The sequence below is a fragment of the Haloferax namakaokahaiae genome, assembly GCF_042663225.1.
GTDB lineage: Archaea > Halobacteriota > Halobacteria > Halobacteriales > Haloferacaceae > Haloferax > Haloferax namakaokahaiae.
In genome coordinates this window covers 1,576,545-1,592,635 of the sequence record NZ_JBHTAA010000005.1, presented here as the reverse complement: position 1 = coordinate 1,592,635, position 16,091 = coordinate 1,576,545, and the positions used below count along the sequence as shown (strand labels likewise).

The following is a 16,091-nucleotide window of genomic DNA, read 5'->3' as shown; positions in this document are numbered from 1 at the left end:
GCCGTGCGCGACGAAGACGAGCGGTACTTCGCGCGAATCGAATCCCGCCTCGACGAGGCGTTCGACCTCGCGCGCGCCGCGAAAGCACAAGGACACGACCCGAAGACAGACGTCGAAATCCCGGTCGCTAAAGACATGGCCGACCGCGTCGAGAACATCCTCGGCATCGACGGCGTCGCCGAACGCGTCCGCGAACTCGAAGACCAGATGTCGCGCGAAGAGGCCGCACTCGAACTCGTGACCGACTTCGTCGAGGGCAACGTCGGCGACTTCGACTCCCGCGAGGGCAAGGTCGAAGGCGCGGTCCGGACCGCGGTCGCGCTCCTCACCGAGGGTGTTGTCGCCGCGCCAATCGAAGGAATCGACCGCGTCGAGATTCTGAGCAACGACGACGGCACCGAGTTCGTCAACGTCTACTACGCCGGGCCGATTCGCTCTGCGGGCGGGACGGCGCAGGCGCTCTCCGTCCTCGTCGCCGACTACGCTCGCTCTCTGCTCGGTATCGACCAGTACAAAGCCCGAACCGACGAGGTCGAGCGCTACGTCGAGGAGATAAACCTCTACGACAAGGAGACGGGACTTCAGTACTCACCGAAGGACAAGGAGACCCGATTCATCGCCGAGAACATGCCCATCATGCTCGACGGCGAGGCGACGGGCGACGAGGAAGTCTCCGGCTACCGCGACCTCGAACGCGTCGATACCAACTCCGCCCGCGGCGGGATGTGTCTCGTCATGGCGGAGGGTATCGCCCTCAAAGCGCCGAAGATTCAGCGCTACACTCGCCAACTCGACGAAGTCGAATGGCCGTGGTTACAGGACCTCATCGACGGCACCATCGGCAAAGACGACTCGAAGACCGACGACGCGGACGAGGAAGCCGAGGCCGAGACCGACGAAGCGGCCGCCGAAGCGGCCGACGACGAGACCGAACCGGATGCAAACGTACCCGAGGGTCCCGTCCGCGTGGACCCGGCAACGAAGTACCTCCGCGACCTCATCGCCGGCCGCCCGGTCTTCGGCCACCCCTCCGCGGCAGGCGGGTTCCGACTTCGCTACGGCCGCGCCCGCAACCACGGCTTCGCAACCGCGGGCGTCCACCCCGCGACGATGCACATCGTGGACGACTTCATCGCAACCGGAACGCAAATCAAGACCGAACGCCCCGGGAAAGCGGGCGGTGTCGTCCCCGTCGATTCCATCGAGGGACCGACGGTCAGACTCGCAAACGGCGACGTTCGCCGCATCGACGACCCCGAAGAAGCGGAGAAACTCCAGAACGGCGTCGAGAAGATCATCGACCTCGGCGAGTACCTCGTCAACTTCGGCGAGTTCGTCGAGAACAACCACGCGCTCGCCCCCGCCTCGTACGTCTACGAGTGGTGGATTCAGGACTTCGAAGCCACCGACGCGAACGTCCAAGCCCTGCGCGACGACCCCACTATCGACCTCGAACGACCCACCGTCGAGACCGCACTGGACTGGGCCGAGCAGTACGACGCCCCCCTTCACCCCACCCTCACGTACCTCTGGCACGACATCTCGGTCGAGCAGTTCGACCACCTCGCGGACGCCGTCGCCGACGCCGACATCGTCGCCACGAAAGCCGACGGTGGTCGCGCCAGCGGTGTGATTCCGAATTCGGCGGACGACACCGGCGAGACGCTCGTCTTGCCGAACACACCCGAACTCCGAGAGACGCTCGAACACCTGCTCGTCGAACACCGCCAGACCGAAGACGAACTCCACGTTTCGGTGTGGCGGCCACTCGCACGCTCGCTCGGACTCGACGACGACCTGACGCGAACGTGGTCGCTCGATAGCTTGTCAACGCGTGCCCGTGAGTGGGGCGAGGGCGAGAACGCCATCGAGGCGGTCAACGAAGTCGCGCCGTTCGAAGTCCGCGAGCGAGCACCGACGCGAATCGGCGCGCGAATGGGTCGTCCCGAGAAATCCGAGCGCCGTGACCTCTCGCCCGCCGTTCACACGCTCTTTCCCATCGGCGAGGCCGGTGGCAGTCAGCGCAACGTCAGCGACGCCGCTCGAAAGTTCAACGACGCGGGCCAGCGTGGGCAGGTGTCGGTTCAACTCGGTCGCCGGAAGTGCGGCGACTGCGGGACTGGCACGTTCAAATCGAAGTGCCCGGAGTGCGGCAGTCACACCGAACCACATTTCGAGTGCGACGACTGCGGTAGCGTCATCGAACCCGACGAGTCGGGCCGCGTCTACTGTGACCGCTGCGAACGCGACGTTCGAAGCGCCGCGTGGCAGGAAGTGGACCTCCGCGGCGAGTACCGCGACGCCCTCGAAGGCGTCGGCGAGCGCGAAGCCTCCTACGAGATTCTGAAGGGCGTCAAGGGACTCACTTCCTCGAACAAGACGCCCGAACCCATCGAGAAAGGCATCCTCAGAGCCAAACACGACGTTTCGACGTTCAAAGACGGAACGGTCAGATACGACATGACCGACCTCCCGGTCACCGCAGTCCGACCCGAGGAACTCGACGTGACGGCCGGACACTTCCGCGAACTCGGCTACGAGACCGACATCGACGGCGAACCCCTCCGCTTCGACGACCAACTCATCGAACTCAAAGTACAGGACATCGTCCTCTCGGACGGCGCGGCCACGCACATGATGCAGACCGCCGATTTCGTGGACGACCTACTCGAACAGTTCTACGGACTCGAACCCTTCTACAAAATCGAAGACCGCGACGAACTCATCGGCGAACTCGTCTTCGGGATGGCACCGCACACGTCCGCGGCAGTCGTCGGCCGCGTCGTCGGATTTACGACCGCCGCTGTTGGATATGCACATCCGTACTTCCACGCCGCGAAACGTCGGAATTGCTTCCACCCAGAGACCGAGCTTTGGTACCGCGACGAAGCCGACGAATGGCACTTCGGAGATATTCAGACGCTAGTCGAGAGTCGCCTCGAAGACCCAGAAACGGACGACTTCGGAACTCTCGTCGAGCACCTCGACAGGGACGTGTTCGTCCCGTCCCTCACGAGAGATGGCGGAGAGGTTCTCAAACCAATCGAAGCGGTTTCGAAGCACGTCTCACCCGACCAACTCGTTCGTATCGAGACTCGGTCGGGCCGAGAGTTGACAGTCACGCCCGACCACACGATGATTCGTGGTGACGGAGATGGCTTCGAGCGTGTTCCATCCCACGAACTCGAAGTTGGTGACGCCGTCCCGTCGCCGAAAGCGGTCGATATCGAGGGAGAGGTAGTCGAAATCGACCTTCTTTCGGAACTCTTAGCTGGTGACTCAGTACCCCCGGAAGACCTCATGATTCGCGGACTTGGGAAAGAGCGTATTCAGGGTCTCTTCGATGAATACACTGACGCACGAGGATACCTCAACTCGGTTGCTGAGCTACTCGACTGTAGCAATTCGACAGTCTACAACTGGGTCTCGCGCGACAGCGTGCCCGTTTCGGTGTTCCTCGAACTACTCGGTGCCTCGGAAGCTGTCGTCTCAGAGCTTCCGACAGACATCTCGCTTGGCGTCCGACGCGACACAGCTACTGTTGCCCGGTTCCTGGAACTTGACGAAGACTTCGGAACCGTTCTCGGCTATTACGCAGCAGAAGGATTCACCAGAGCTGACCCCGGCGAGTTCTACCAGACGACGATTTGTATCCCCGACGAAGTCGCCCGTGAACGCATTTCGGAGGCGTTCACTACTGCGTTAGGAATCGAGGCGTTCGACGAGAATGAGTGGAAACTGACCGTTTCGAGCCGACTCGTCCAGATACTCTTTAGCGATATTCTCGACCTTGGTTCCCGAGCAGAGGACAAACGGATTCCAGATCGTATCATCAGTGGGCCAACGCCTGTTCTCCGGGCGTTTCTTGCTGCGTACTTCTCAGGCGACGGGAGCGCATCCGGTGACCGAGTTGAGATTCGCGCTCACACGGTGAGCGACGAACTCAAACGTGACCTCGTTGCTGCACTCAAACGATTTGGGATTGCAGCGAAGACCTACACCGAACGCCGCGTACCGAAAACCGGGGCTGTAGCAGAGTTCTACGATGTCGTCCCTGAATTCGACTCGTGGATACTCAAAATAACATCGGAGAACGCCGTTCGGTTCGCTGACCGAATCGACTTCCACTTGCCGCGGAAGCGCGAAACGTTGCAAAACAGTATCGAGAAAATCGACGTTCGGACACAGCGCCTCTTTGCCGACGGAGGCGACCTGTGGTTAGACGAAGTCACTGCCGTCGAGTACGTCGATAGCGATATCGAGCACACGTACTCGGTGACCGTCTCAGAGACGAATTCGCTCGTCACAAACGACCTGTACGTGGGCCAGTGCGACGGTGACGAAGATTGCGTGATGCTCCTCATGGACGGGCTGCTCAACTTCTCCAAGGAGTACCTCCCGGACAAACGCGGCGGGCAGATGGACGCGCCGCTCGTGATGTCTTCGCGCATCGACCCGTCGGAAATCGACGACGAGGCGCACAACATGGACATCGTCCGGCAGTATCCCCGCGAGTTCTACGAGGCCACCCTCGACATGGAAGACCCCGGCGACTGGGAAGACGCGGTCACCATCGCCGAAGAGTTCCTCGGCACCGACCGCGAGTACACCGGATTCGACCACACCCACGACACCACAGATATCGCCGCCGGCCCGGACCTCTCGGCGTACAAGACCCTCGGGTCGATGATGGACAAGATGGACGCGCAGTTGTTCCTCGCGCGGAAGCTCCGCGCCGTCCACGAGACCGACGTGGCCGAACGCGTCATCGAGGGCCACTTCCTCCCGGACCTCATCGGGAACCTCCGCGCGTTTTCGCGGCAGGAGACGCGGTGTCTCGACTGCGGGGAGAAGTATCGACGGATGCCGCTCTCCGGGGAGTGCCGCGAGTGTGGTGGGCGGGTCAACCTCACCGTTCACCAGGGAAGTGTGAATAAGTACATGGACGTCGCCATCGAGGTGGCAGAAGAGTTCGACTGCCGCGACTACACGAAACAGCGCCTCGAAGTGCTCGAAAAGAGTCTGGAGTCTATCTTCGAGAACGACAAGAACAAGCAGTCGGGAATTGCGGACTTCATGTAATCCGCTGATTTTTCCTCCACCGTGAGACGCAAAGCGTCTCACGAGCCTTCGCTCGCCGCCGCTCACGAAGACAGGTTTTGCGAGACGAGCGAAGCGAGTCTCGGAAAAAGTGGAGAACCCCCCGATGCTCCTCGTCGGCGGGGCCCGACACAACGTTGATACCCGCTCCACACCTGTTATTCCACAGTCAAGAGCGACCGGTCGCCACCGCGTGTCGTGCGCTCGACGCGTGATACCGTTCGCCGACTGGGTCGTCCAGCGGAATCGGCTACGCTCGCGCGTCGCCGCCGCTGGTCGTTAGAATCAGGCCATGACGCGACGAGTTTCGAGCGACCGACGTGTGACAGTGCATCGTCTACAGACTGGCACCGACACCGAGTACGTCCGATGGCGACTGTAATCGAACCACTCAGCCACTATCAGCTACTTCTCGTGGTCGCTCAGTTGCTCGTGCTGTTAGCCGTCGCGCGCCTCTTCGGGGAGGCGTTCTCGAAGATTGGACAGCCGGCGGTCATCGGCGAACTTCTCGCGGGCGTCCTCCTCGGGCCATCCGTGCTCGGACTCGTCGCACCGGGCGTTTACGGGTGGCTCTTCGCCGTCTCGGAGAGCCAGTTTCACCTGCTCGAAGTAATCGCGTGGGTCGGACTGATAATGCTGCTAATCGTCACTGGACTCGAGACCGACCTCGACCTCATCGTGAGCAAGGGCCGTACTGCGGTGTTACTCTCGCTCGGCGGCATCATCGTTCCCTTCACGACCGGGTTCGCGCTGGGGTGGATGCTCCCGCTCGAATTCGTCGCCGCGCCGGACCAGCGACTCGTCTTCAGCCTGTTTATCGCCACGGCGATGAGCATCTCGGCCATCCCGGTCATTGCGAAGATTCTCATCGAACTCGATGTAATCCGCCGAGACATCGGTCAGCTCATCCTCGCGGCCGGGATGGTAGACGACACCATCGGGTGGATACTGCTGGCGACGGTAGCAGGGTTGGCACAGAGTGGCGTCGCAGACATCGACTCGGCGCTCGTCACGGTCGTCTCGGTCGTCGTCTTCCTCGGACTCGCGTTCACCGTCGGCCAACGATTCGTCTCGAGTGTCATGCGGTGGGTCGATACCAACACGAGCGGCGAGACTTCGATGATAACGGCGCTCGTGGTGCTCGCACTCGCCGCCGCAGCGATTACCCAGTTTCTCGGGCTCGAAGCGATTCTCGGCGCGTTCGTCGTCGGCGTCCTGGTTGGCGGACTCAAACGGTTCGACCACCGTCTCCGTCGCACCTTCGAGGTGATGACGCTCGGCGTCTTCGCGCCGGTCTTCTTCGCAATCGCAGGACTCCGAATGAACGTCACGACGCTGTTCGACCCGACGGTCGCGCTCGTCGGGGTCGTCGTCCTCGCCGTGGCGTGTTTCGGGAAGTTTGCAGGCGTCCTCGGCGTCTCTCGACTCGCCGGTCTCTCCTACTGGGAGGCAATCACCATCGGCGGCGGCATGAACGCTCGCGGTGCGATGGAGATAATCGTCGCAACGGTCGGACTCGGTCTGGGCATCCTCACCATCGAGACCTACTCTATCATCGTCGTCGTCGCCATCGTCACCTCGCTCATGGCTCCACCGGTGATGCGGTGGTCGCTCGAAAAAGTCGAGATGAGCGCCGAAGAGCGGGCCCGACTCGACCGCGAACAGCGCCGTACCGATGCCTTCGTGGCCTCGCTCGGGCGCGTCCTCTTGCCCACCCGCTGTAGCCCCGCCTCACAGTTCGCGGCCCAACTCGTGGGTGCAGTCGTCCGCGACGAAGATATCGAGGTCACGACGATGTTCGTCCACCCGTCCTCGCAGAACGCAGCGACCGGTCACCTCGCCCGAACCGCTCGCAGACTCGGGCTACCCGTTCGCGTCATCCCGTTCTTTTCGGACTCGTCCACGAATCGTGCCGGAGACAACCGCTCCGAGGCTACTGGTCCGGACCGCGAACTCGACGTTGACGCAGACGCCGCCGCCGACTCCGAGACCGATGTCGATCTTCTGGACGAGTCACCCACCGAAGCACCCGCCGACGACCCGAGTCGGTGTCTCTCACTCACACGCTTCCAACTCGACCTCCCGAAGGCGCGCGTCAGGACGATTACTCGCTCGGCGTCGCCAAGCGCTACCGAGATCGTCCTCGCAGAGTCGGTTGGCCACGACCTGCTCGTGCTCGGTTCGGTCGCTCGTGGGGGCGCCCCGGGAGAAGCGCCGTTCGGCGCGGTCATCGACGAAGTCGTGAGAGATGCCTCCTGTCCGGTGTTGTTGGTCCGTGCGCCCGCCGAACTCGAAGAAACCATCGTCGATCCCGTGGCTATCGAACGCATCCTCCTGCCGACGACTGGGACCCAGTACAATCGACGTGCCGCGGAGTTCGCCTTCGCCATCGCTCGCAGTTACGGCGCGAGCGTCGAGGTGGTCACGGTCATCGATTCGCCGCCGGCGGCCGACAGGTTCGTCGGTCGGTCGTCCTCGACGGCCGCCAGAACGCTCGGCGAGAAGATTGTCGATGCCCAGGCAGACCTCGGCCAATCGATGGGCGTCGTGACGACGACGGCGGTCATCGAAACCGAGCGCACCCCCCACGAAGTCCTCGTCGAACGTGCTAACACGGGCGAGTACGACCTCCTCGTACTCGGCGGTTCGACCAGGTTGGCGACCGAACGGGCGTTTCTCGGCCACCGCGTCGAACACGTCCTCCGGAACGCCGACTGCCCTGTCGTCGTCTTCACCTCCCAGTGACGAGTCGAAGAAGAGTCTCGTCGCTTCGTACGCCGGTGGCCCCACGAGGCTACGTCCACCCGTCACGCACGAACCACTCCACAACGTCGTCTGGGAGGTCGATACCCACGAGTGCGATGGGCAGCGAGGCCTGAACGAGTAGGGTGCACGCACACTCCCTGCGTGTCGCTCACGGACGTCCCGAATGTCACGCCTTTCGTGTCAAAACCTTGTACACTCAACCCCGACTTCGTACACTGGTGCATATACTTCACCAGCGTGCGCACGCGAGGCACGGTTTTCGTGTGCCCTCACCGTAGCCTCGTCTGCGGGTTCGGACCACCGTCCGACGAGTGACACCGGAAGTAGCGTGGAGTCCGTTCGCGTGGTCGTGAGGACAGCACCTCGAACAGTGAGAATCCGTGTCTTGTCGTTTCCACTAGAATTTCATATCGCAGCATTCGATTTATTACTTATACTGTGCGCCCGCTCTCCCACTACCGAGGCGACGGCCCGCCGTTCGATTTACCCCGTTTCGCGTTCATTCTGTTCACATGGCTGACGAGACACGGGCGACGATCGGTATGGCTGTGTACGCACAGGACGGGACCGAACTCGGTCACATCCGCGGCTTCGACGAGGACGGTTTCTACGTCACCACGCGCGAGGGACTCGCCGGACTCTCCGTCGAACACGAGCGGGCCGGTCACGAGTTCGGCGAGGCGGAGTTGATGTGGCGGTGTTCGAACTGCGGCGAGATGGGCGATATCGAGGAGATGCCCGACACCTGCCCCAACTGCGGCGCGGAGAAAGAGCAACTCTACTACTGGACCGAAGACTAATCGGTCACCCCGCTTTTTATCGCCTGCAATCGACCCACACCTATGCGTATCCTCGTCTTCGGTGCCGGCAGTCTCGGTACTCTCGTCGGCGGCCTTCTCTCTCCCATCCACGACGTGACGCTCGTCGGCCGCGACCCCCACGTCTCGCAGGTCGAAGCCCGCGGTTTGGACATCGTCGGCGCTCACTCGGCGTACGCCACCCCGCGGGCGACGACGGCCGAAACCGGCCACACTGCCGACCTCGCGGTCCTGACGGTGAAATCGTTCGACACCGAATCGGCCGCAGATGCACTCGCGCAGTGCGATATCGGCTGTGTGCTCTCGCTCCAGAACGGCCTGACCGAAGAGCGTCTCGCCGGCCGACTCGACGTTCCCGTCCTCGCCGGGACCGCCACCTACGGCGCTCGACTCGTCGAATCCGCCCGCGTGGAATGTACCGGTATCGGCCGCGTCGTCCTCGGCGCACTCGACGGCGGGACCGACCCGCTCGCAGAACGCGTCGGCAAGGCGTTCCGTGACGCGAACGTCAACACGCTCGTCGCCACCGACATGCCCCGCCGTCGCTGGGAGAAACTCGCGGTCAACGCGGGTATCAACGCCGTCACCGCACTCGCACGCGTCGAAAACGGCGCACTCGGGTCGGGTGACGCCAGTACGATTGCCCATCGCGCCGCCCGAGAGACCGCCCGCGTCGCCCGACTAGAGGGGGTTCGCCTGCCGAACCGCGTCGCTCGGGAGGCAATCGACCGCGTCATCGACAAGACGGCCGCGAATCGCTCGTCGATGTTGCAGGATATCGAGGGCAGAAAGCGAACTGAAGTGGATTTCATCAACGGTGCGGTGGTCGAATACGCTGCGAACTACGACCTCGCGGTGCCGACGAACGCACTGCTTGCAGGGCTGTTGCGGGCGTGGGAGCGGGGTGTGGGGCTTCGATAAAGAGACGAAGAACAGAACGGAGAGCCGTCGAGAGTTATTCGAGATAGCCCAAATCGCGGAGTCGCGCTTGGGCCTCTTCGTCCATCTGTTCGACCGAGTCGTCCGACACGTCGGTGCCGAGCGCGTCGGTCCACGCGCCGCCGACTGCCGATTCGAACTCCGAGAGCGCCGATTCGACCTCGGCGATTCGTTCGTCGTCCGAGTCGGCGAGGTTCTCCTGTTCTCCGGGGTCGCTATCGAGCAGGTAGGCCTCGTCGGCGATGCGGTCGATACGCGTGTACTTCGCGTCTGGGCGACGTGCCGAACGCATCCGCGAGTAGAACCGCGAATCCTCGGGAATGACGATGTTCGCCTTGGCCGCCTTCTCTTCTAACTGCTTGAGTTCGACCACGGGACGCGAGTATTCGACGAATGCGTATTTTCCATCCAGTCGCTGGCCGGGGTCGCCGTCGGTCACGTCGGCGAACTCGCGGTAAGAGTCCGAGAGGAGCGAACGCGTTCGGTCGAGCGCGACGACGTTGTCGCCGGGCGACGCCGGGGTGCCGCCCTCCACGTCGAGGGCGTCGAGGACGGTGTGATACAGGTCAACGAGTTCGACCTGGTCCTCGCGTCGGCCGCCATCGAGCTTGGGGTGTTTGACCAGCAGTGGGACGTTGATGAGCGGGTCGTAGAGGCAGAATTCGTGGCCGTAGAGACCGTGTTCGCCGTGGAGTTCGCCGTGGTCGGCGCAGACCACGACCATGGTGTCGTCCCACTGGTCGGTCGCTTTCAGGTGGTCGAACAGTCGGGTGAGCTGGGCGTCGATGTGTGCGATTTCGGCGTCGTAGAGGCCGCGGATGTCCTCCCACTCGTCGTCGTCGATTTCGTAGGCACCGGAGTTGTACTCCTTGGAGTTCTGGCACACCTCGGTCGAATCCACGCCGGGTGCGAACTGTTCGGCGAACTTCTTTGGTGGATGGTACGGGAGGTGTGCGTCCATCAGGTTGATGAAGGCGAACGACTTGCCCGACTCGTCGATGAAATCGATGGTGTGGTCGATGACCGCGGGGGTCTTCGAGTCGGCACCCTCGCCGCCGGCGAGGTATTCGTGGGCGGTGTTGCCGAGGCTGACGAGTTTGTCGGCGAGCGCCCGGAGGGTCTGGTTGTCGTTCATCGTCTTCCAGGCCTTGGCCAACGGACCCGAGAGGAAGTCGCCGGGCATGACCTCGAAGAAGTTGTCCTGGTCGTCGAAGCCGTCGGTCAGGTGCGTGTAAGGCGTAATCCACGCGTTCGAGGAGTAACAGGCGGTGTCGTATCCGGCCGCGGAGAGTGTCTGGGCGAGCGTCGTCGCCCCTTCGAGGTAGGGCCGTTCTTGGTCGGCACCGTGTTGACTCGGGTACATACCGGTAAAGAGCGAGGCGTGAACGGGGAGCGTCCACGGCGCGGGAGCGACTGCCTGCTCGAAGACCGTCGCCTCCTCGGCGAACTCGGCGAGTCCCGGCGTCGTCGGGCGGTCGTAGCCGTACGGCGTGAGGTGGTCCTTTCGGACCGTGTCCATGACGACGAAGAGGACGTTTTCGGGCGACTGGGCGGTCATACCTGTCTGTGTACGGTAGGGGTCGATAAAAGCGGTGTTCTCGCGTTCGTGAAAGACGGGCTCGCGTGGGCGAATCGACCCTCACGGCGTCCCTTAGAACGGGGCCTGTGGGCCTTCGTCGCTCTCGCCGCCCGAACTCGTCTCACCGGGGAACGACGGGCTCACGTCGCCGCCGCGGCTCGCGCCACCCATGTCGCCGCCGCCCATGCCGGTCTCGGCGTGGACTTCGTTGATTTCGGGAATCTCCTTGACCATGCGGGTCTTGATTGCCTGGATGGTCATCGGCGAGATGCCACACCCGGAACAGGCGCCACCGAGGAGGATGGTGACTTCGCCGCTCTCGCGGTCGAGGTCGCGGATGGCGGCACTGCCACCGTGCATCTGAATCTGCGGGAAGTTGCGGCGGAGGAAGTTTACGACACGCTCTTTGAGGTCGTCTTCGCCGTCCTGCGTCTCCGTGCTCATGGGCGCGAATTTGGGTCGAGTGGGCTTAGGCCTTTGGTTCGATGTCAGGCTTCCACGCCGAACGTCCGACGCAGTTGACCGACGATCTCTTCGACGTAGCGGTCGAGCACCTCGTCCAACTCGTCGTCGTCGATGGCGACCGCGGTCAAACGCTCGTGCGGGTTCTCGGGCAGTTCGACGTAGAAGTCGCCGTCCTCGTAGAACGGTTCGGACTCGTTCAGAATCTGCTGGTCGATACCGTGGATGAGCGTCGAGTCGAACTCGTCGTTCATCGTGTTGAACGCGTTCTTGTACGAACGCTGGAGTTGCGGGAAGTAGTGGACGTACTTGTCCTCGAACTTCTCCGGGTCGAAATCGGCCATACAGAGTGATTTCCCGGTGCCAGCAAAAAATCGGACGATTGGCCGGTGGGGTCGTGGCCGTACAGGTCCATTTCTATATCGCAGTATTCAATTTATGTCTCGAATCGAGATGACAATCGAGCTCTGCCGCTACAGGCTGTGAGATGGCCGAAAAGTGGGAGTGTGTGCTCACTCGATGAGTGGGCTGTCGGTGCGAACAGAGTTGAGTTCGCTTGCGACGTGAATCGACACGAGTTCGTTGATGAGTTCTTCGTACGTCTCGCCCGGTTCGAGCAGCGAATCGAGTCGCCTCACGGTTCGCCGGTCGAGTTCGAGTGTCTCCGTCTCTATCATCGGCTCGTAGCCGACTGGGTAGTCGTATTTGTTTGATCTCGCAGTTGCCATCGTCATCCCCCTGACCGTGTGGCCAGTACCGTGTGATACACCAGCATGGAATAAGAGGATTTCGCGGGATGTGGGTGATTTGAGACCGCATTCGTCGGAATTTTAGCCACGCACAGAACTCAGCCGACAGTGAATAAATCGAATGTTGCTATACAGAATGGAGAACTCCGAGTGAACGAGCGCGATGGAGGAACGTATTCAGTACCCGACGCCGAGCTTTTCGTGAACTCCCTCGCTGGATTCCAGTTCGTCCACGAACGCGACTGCGAAGTCTTCCATCGAGATGTAGCTCTCGCCGTCGTCGTCCGCCACGAGTTCGCCGACTGCGGTTCGGTAGTCGCCAGTGCGCTCGCCGGGTTCGATGAGCGCGGCAGGGGCGAGATACGTCCACCGCAGGTCGTCCGCGTCTTCGAGGCGTTCGTACGCGTCGATAGCCGCGCTGGCGACGGGTTTCCACTCCTCCGGGAAGTCGTCGGAGTCGATGAGGCGCGTGTTCGGGCCGACGTTCAGGATGCCCGCCCCGCCGGTCCAGACGAGGCGTTCGACTGATGCACGGCGCATTCCCTCGACGACGGCGTCGAGCATCTTCGGGAGCACGTCCGCTGATTCGTCTCCACTCGGACCGAGTGCAGACGCGACTGCGTCGTGGTCCGCCGCGAGGCGTGCGATATCGCCGGAGTTCGTCGCATCGCCCGCGACGGCGACGAAGTCGTCCCCGGGATGACCCTCGAAGTCGCCGCTTCGGGAGACGCCCGCCACGCTGTGCCCGCGGTCCAAGAGTTCGGTCGTGATTCGCTGGCCGATTCGTCCGCTCGCTCCGAGTAGTAGTACGTCCATTGTGTGAGTGATGGGTGCCGTCCGATTCGGTGGTGTGTGAGCCACCGAACGTGGTCACACCATCATACCTGGTACTCGGACGTGACCACTAAATAGCTCAGCGAACGTCTGAGTGACCAAGTCACACCGATGTCATCGTCTGAAAATCTCGAAGAGAAGTACGGCAGTTGCCCTGTCATCAAGACGCTCGAACAGATTGGGTCGCGGTGGCGACTCATCGTCATCCACGTCCTCCGGGAGGGCGACCTCCGGTTCAACGAACTGAAGCGAGCGACGGGTGCGAACTCACAGACGCTTTCTCGCGTCCTCGGTGACCTCGAAGAGAAAGGCTACGTCCACCGGCGCGTCGAAGAAGACAGTCCAGTCGCGGTCTACTACTCGCTGACACAGCAAGGCGACGAGTTGCTCTCGGTGTTCGACGAACTGTTGGTGTGGGGCGAGAAGTGGATGGGCGACGACTGAACGCCTCCGCCGCCGTTCGCGCGTGGCTACCAGATGCCGATCGGTTTCTCTCCTCTCCGCACGCTTGGTATTTGTTCACACAGCACGTGTATAGCGCATGACGAGTTCGGATGGTCAGTACAACAAGAAAGGCGTCCTGAAGAAGAAACGCTACAAGAACGAACTGGCAGACCTGCAAGAAGAACTGGTCAAACTCCAGTACTGGATTAAAGAGGAGGGACTTCGCGTCTGCGTCGTCTTCGAAGGCCGCGACGCCGCCGGGAAAGGTGGCGTCATCAAGCGCATCACCCGCCGACTCAACCCGCGGGTCGTCCGCGTCGTCGCACTCGGCAAACCGACAGAGCGCGAACAGGGCCAGTGGTACTTCCAGCGCTACGTCGAACACCTCCCCACCGAGGGCGAGATGGTGCTGTTCGACCGGAGTTGGTACAACCGCGCCGGCGTCGAGCGCGTGATGGGATTCTGTACGGACGAGGAGTACGAAGAGTTCCTGCGGACCTGCCCAGAGTTCGAGCGTATGCTGGTTCGCTCCGGTATCGTCCTCATCAAGTACTGGTTCTCCATCAGCGACGAAGAACAGGAGCGACGCTTCCAGAAGCGGAACAAGGACCCGAAGCGACGCTGGAAACTCAGTCCGATGGACCTCGAAGCGCGCGCTCGGTGGGACGAGTACTCCGAGGCCAAAGACACGATGTTCGAACACACGGACATCGAGGAAGCGCCGTGGAACGTCGTCCACGCCGACGTGAAACGACACGCACGACTCAACTGCATCTCGCACTTGCTAAATCAAATCGACTACGGCGACCTGACGCCCGGACCAATCGAGTTGCCACCGCGCGAGAACGACTCGGCGTACGAACGCCCGCCAATCGACTCGCAACACTGGGTTCCCGCACGGTTCGGGTCGAATCCCGTCGATACCTAGGCTAACTGCTCGCCGACGATTCGGTCGGCTTCGGCGATGAACGCTTCGACCGTGCCCTTCGGAATCGTCGCGCCCGCGGCGACGTCGTGGCCGCCGCCGTCGCCGCCGACCGCGCGCGAGGCCGCTCGCATGACTGCCGAGAGGTCGAGACCGTTTCTGACCATCACGTAGGACCCGCGGGAAGAGACCTTCACGTCGCCGTCCTCGTTCTCGGCGAACGCGAGCACGGGCATGCCGTTTCGCGTCGCGTTCGTGCCGACGGCCATCCCCGCGACGATGCCGACGATGGTCTCTCGTATCTCGTCGCCCGCGTCGAACCACTGGAGGTTGTCTTCGACCTTCACGCCGTGTTCTTTCACCCATTGCAACCCGTTCGAGAGGTTCATCCGGTGGTTCTTGAGGAGTCTGCGAGCGCGGTCGAGTGCGCGGTCACGGTCGCCGAGACAGACCGCGAGACCGACGTCCGCGCGGTCGTAGCGGGCAGTCGCGTTGAGCAGTGTCGAAAACTCGCTCACGTCGCGGAGTTCGGTTCCTTCGTCTTCGCGGGTGAGCACGTACGTCGTCCCGACGAGGTCGTCGATTCGAGCGGCGGGGACGCCGCTGGCGATGGCCCGGCGCATGAGCGCGCTGGCGAGTCCCTGTCGCTCCTCGTTCGTGAGGTCCACCCAGCGTTTCCACTCGCCCTCGTCGTCGCGGCAGTCGATGTCGAGTTCGGTCAGAAACTCGATTGCGCCCGCTTCGTTGTTCGAGATGCCGGGAATCCGAACGTCCGTCGCGTACTGGAGGAGTTTCGGGAGCGCCCGCGTCTGCCGGCCGTAGATGAGGAGGTCGGTCCCCTCTTCGACGACGCCGGCCTCCACGCCTTCGGCGACGATGCCCGCGTTGGCACCGTGTAACCCGCCGTCGGAGTCCTGCATGTCGCCGACCGCGCCGACGACGGCGAGTGCGGCGAGGTCGCGGTTGTCGCCATCTTCCGGTTCGAGCGCCCGCGCGAGGACGTAACTCGCGCCCGCACCCGACAACTCGGTCGCGCCGTTGAGACCGAATCTGAGGGGGTTCAGGTGGTGTTCGGTCTCGACGCCCTCGGCCGGTTTGTGGTGGTCGGCGATAACTGGGGTAAAATCGCCCGCGGCCTCGTGTTCGGCGATGATGTCGAGTTGGCCGCTCCCGAAGTCCGTGAACAGAACGGTCTCGTAGTCGGTCGCCGCAATCTCGGCCACGGCGTCGGCATCGAGTTGGCGGCAGAACACCGTCTCGAACGGAATCTCGGCGCGTTCGAGCGCGCTCGAAGCGACGGCGGCGCTCGTCAGGCCGTCGGCGTCGATGTGCGAGGCGAGCAGTACGCTGTCGGCCTCGCGGAGGCGATTCGCGCACGCCTCGGCGTGGTCGGCGAGTTCGGGAACGGGTCCGTCCATCTGTTGGATACTCACGTCGTCACCGAGATAAACACTGGCTGTTTTCGCGCGGTTCGT

At 62.6% G+C, this 16,091-nt stretch carries 12 protein-coding genes; 6 read left to right on the top strand and 6 right to left on the bottom strand.

Annotation, left to right across the window (positions count from 1 at the left end; genetic code table 11):
- Positions 1-3: 3 nt before the first annotated feature.
- From ACFQJC_RS16045 to ACFQJC_RS16030, 4 genes are all read left to right on the top strand, one after another.
- Positions 4-5,082: a DNA polymerase II large subunit gene (locus tag ACFQJC_RS16045; RefSeq protein ID WP_390225244.1), complete on the top strand. Its 5,079-nt coding sequence runs from the start codon at positions 4-6 to the stop codon at positions 5,080-5,082.
- A 387-nt stretch (positions 5,083-5,469) separates the two neighbouring features.
- Positions 5,470-7,845 (top strand): cation:proton antiporter domain-containing protein, encoded by a 2,376-nt coding sequence (locus ACFQJC_RS16040; RefSeq protein WP_390225242.1) that lies wholly within the window; start codon positions 5,470-5,472, stop codon positions 7,843-7,845.
- Between the two features lie 533 nt (positions 7,846-8,378).
- Positions 8,379-8,666, top strand: a complete 288-nt coding sequence (locus ACFQJC_RS16035) for a DUF7130 family rubredoxin-like protein (protein ID WP_390225240.1) — start codon at positions 8,379-8,381, stop codon at positions 8,664-8,666.
- A 42-nt stretch (positions 8,667-8,708) separates the two neighbouring features.
- Positions 8,709-9,605 carry a ketopantoate reductase family protein gene (locus ACFQJC_RS16030; protein WP_390225238.1) on the top strand — a complete coding sequence of 299 codons (897 nt, stop codon included), beginning with the start codon at positions 8,709-8,711 and terminating at the stop codon, positions 9,603-9,605.
- 34 nt (positions 9,606-9,639) lie between these two features.
- On the opposite strand, the gene ACFQJC_RS16025 is transcribed toward ACFQJC_RS16030, so the two are convergent.
- From ACFQJC_RS16025 to ACFQJC_RS16005, 5 genes are all read right to left on the bottom strand, one after another.
- The gene (locus tag ACFQJC_RS16025) at positions 9,640-11,181 is read right to left on the bottom strand and encodes a sulfatase (RefSeq protein ID WP_390225236.1); all 1,542 of its coding nucleotides are present in this window, start codon (positions 11,179-11,181) and stop codon (positions 9,640-9,642) included.
- A 93-nt stretch (positions 11,182-11,274) separates the two neighbouring features.
- A complete protein-coding gene (locus tag ACFQJC_RS16020; protein ID WP_390225234.1) occupies positions 11,275-11,646 on the bottom strand; it encodes a NifU family protein in 372 nt (123 codons plus the stop codon).
- Between the two features lie 44 nt (positions 11,647-11,690).
- A complete protein-coding gene (locus ACFQJC_RS16015; protein ID WP_390225232.1) occupies positions 11,691-12,008 on the bottom strand; it encodes a DUF5783 family protein in 318 nt (105 codons plus the stop codon).
- 168 nt (positions 12,009-12,176) lie between these two features.
- Positions 12,177-12,392, bottom strand: a complete 216-nt coding sequence (locus ACFQJC_RS16010) for a DUF7557 family protein (RefSeq protein WP_390225230.1) — start codon at positions 12,390-12,392, stop codon at positions 12,177-12,179.
- Positions 12,393-12,590: 198 nt separating this feature from the next.
- Positions 12,591-13,229, bottom strand: coding sequence for an NAD(P)-dependent oxidoreductase (locus tag ACFQJC_RS16005; protein ID WP_390225228.1), 639 nt, complete (start codon positions 13,227-13,229; stop codon positions 12,591-12,593).
- A 129-nt stretch (positions 13,230-13,358) separates the two neighbouring features.
- Between ACFQJC_RS16005 and ACFQJC_RS16000 the strand changes: the two genes are divergently transcribed.
- Together ACFQJC_RS16000 and ppk2 are read left to right on the top strand one after the other, a co-directional pair.
- Positions 13,359-13,691 carry a winged helix-turn-helix transcriptional regulator gene (locus tag ACFQJC_RS16000; protein ID WP_390225227.1) on the top strand — a complete coding sequence of 111 codons (333 nt, stop codon included), beginning with the start codon at positions 13,359-13,361 and terminating at the stop codon, positions 13,689-13,691.
- A 97-nt stretch (positions 13,692-13,788) separates the two neighbouring features.
- Positions 13,789-14,619 carry a polyphosphate kinase 2 gene (gene ppk2, locus ACFQJC_RS15995; protein ID WP_390225225.1) on the top strand — a complete coding sequence of 277 codons (831 nt, stop codon included), beginning with the start codon at positions 13,789-13,791 and terminating at the stop codon, positions 14,617-14,619.
- On the opposite strand, the gene ACFQJC_RS15990 is transcribed toward ppk2, so the two are convergent.
- Positions 14,616-16,034, bottom strand: coding sequence for a DHHA1 domain-containing protein (locus ACFQJC_RS15990; RefSeq protein WP_390225223.1), 1,419 nt, complete (start codon positions 16,032-16,034; stop codon positions 14,616-14,618). The two genes, ppk2 and ACFQJC_RS15990, sit on opposite strands and share 4 nt — an antisense overlap.
- Positions 16,035-16,091 lie beyond the last annotated feature (57 nt).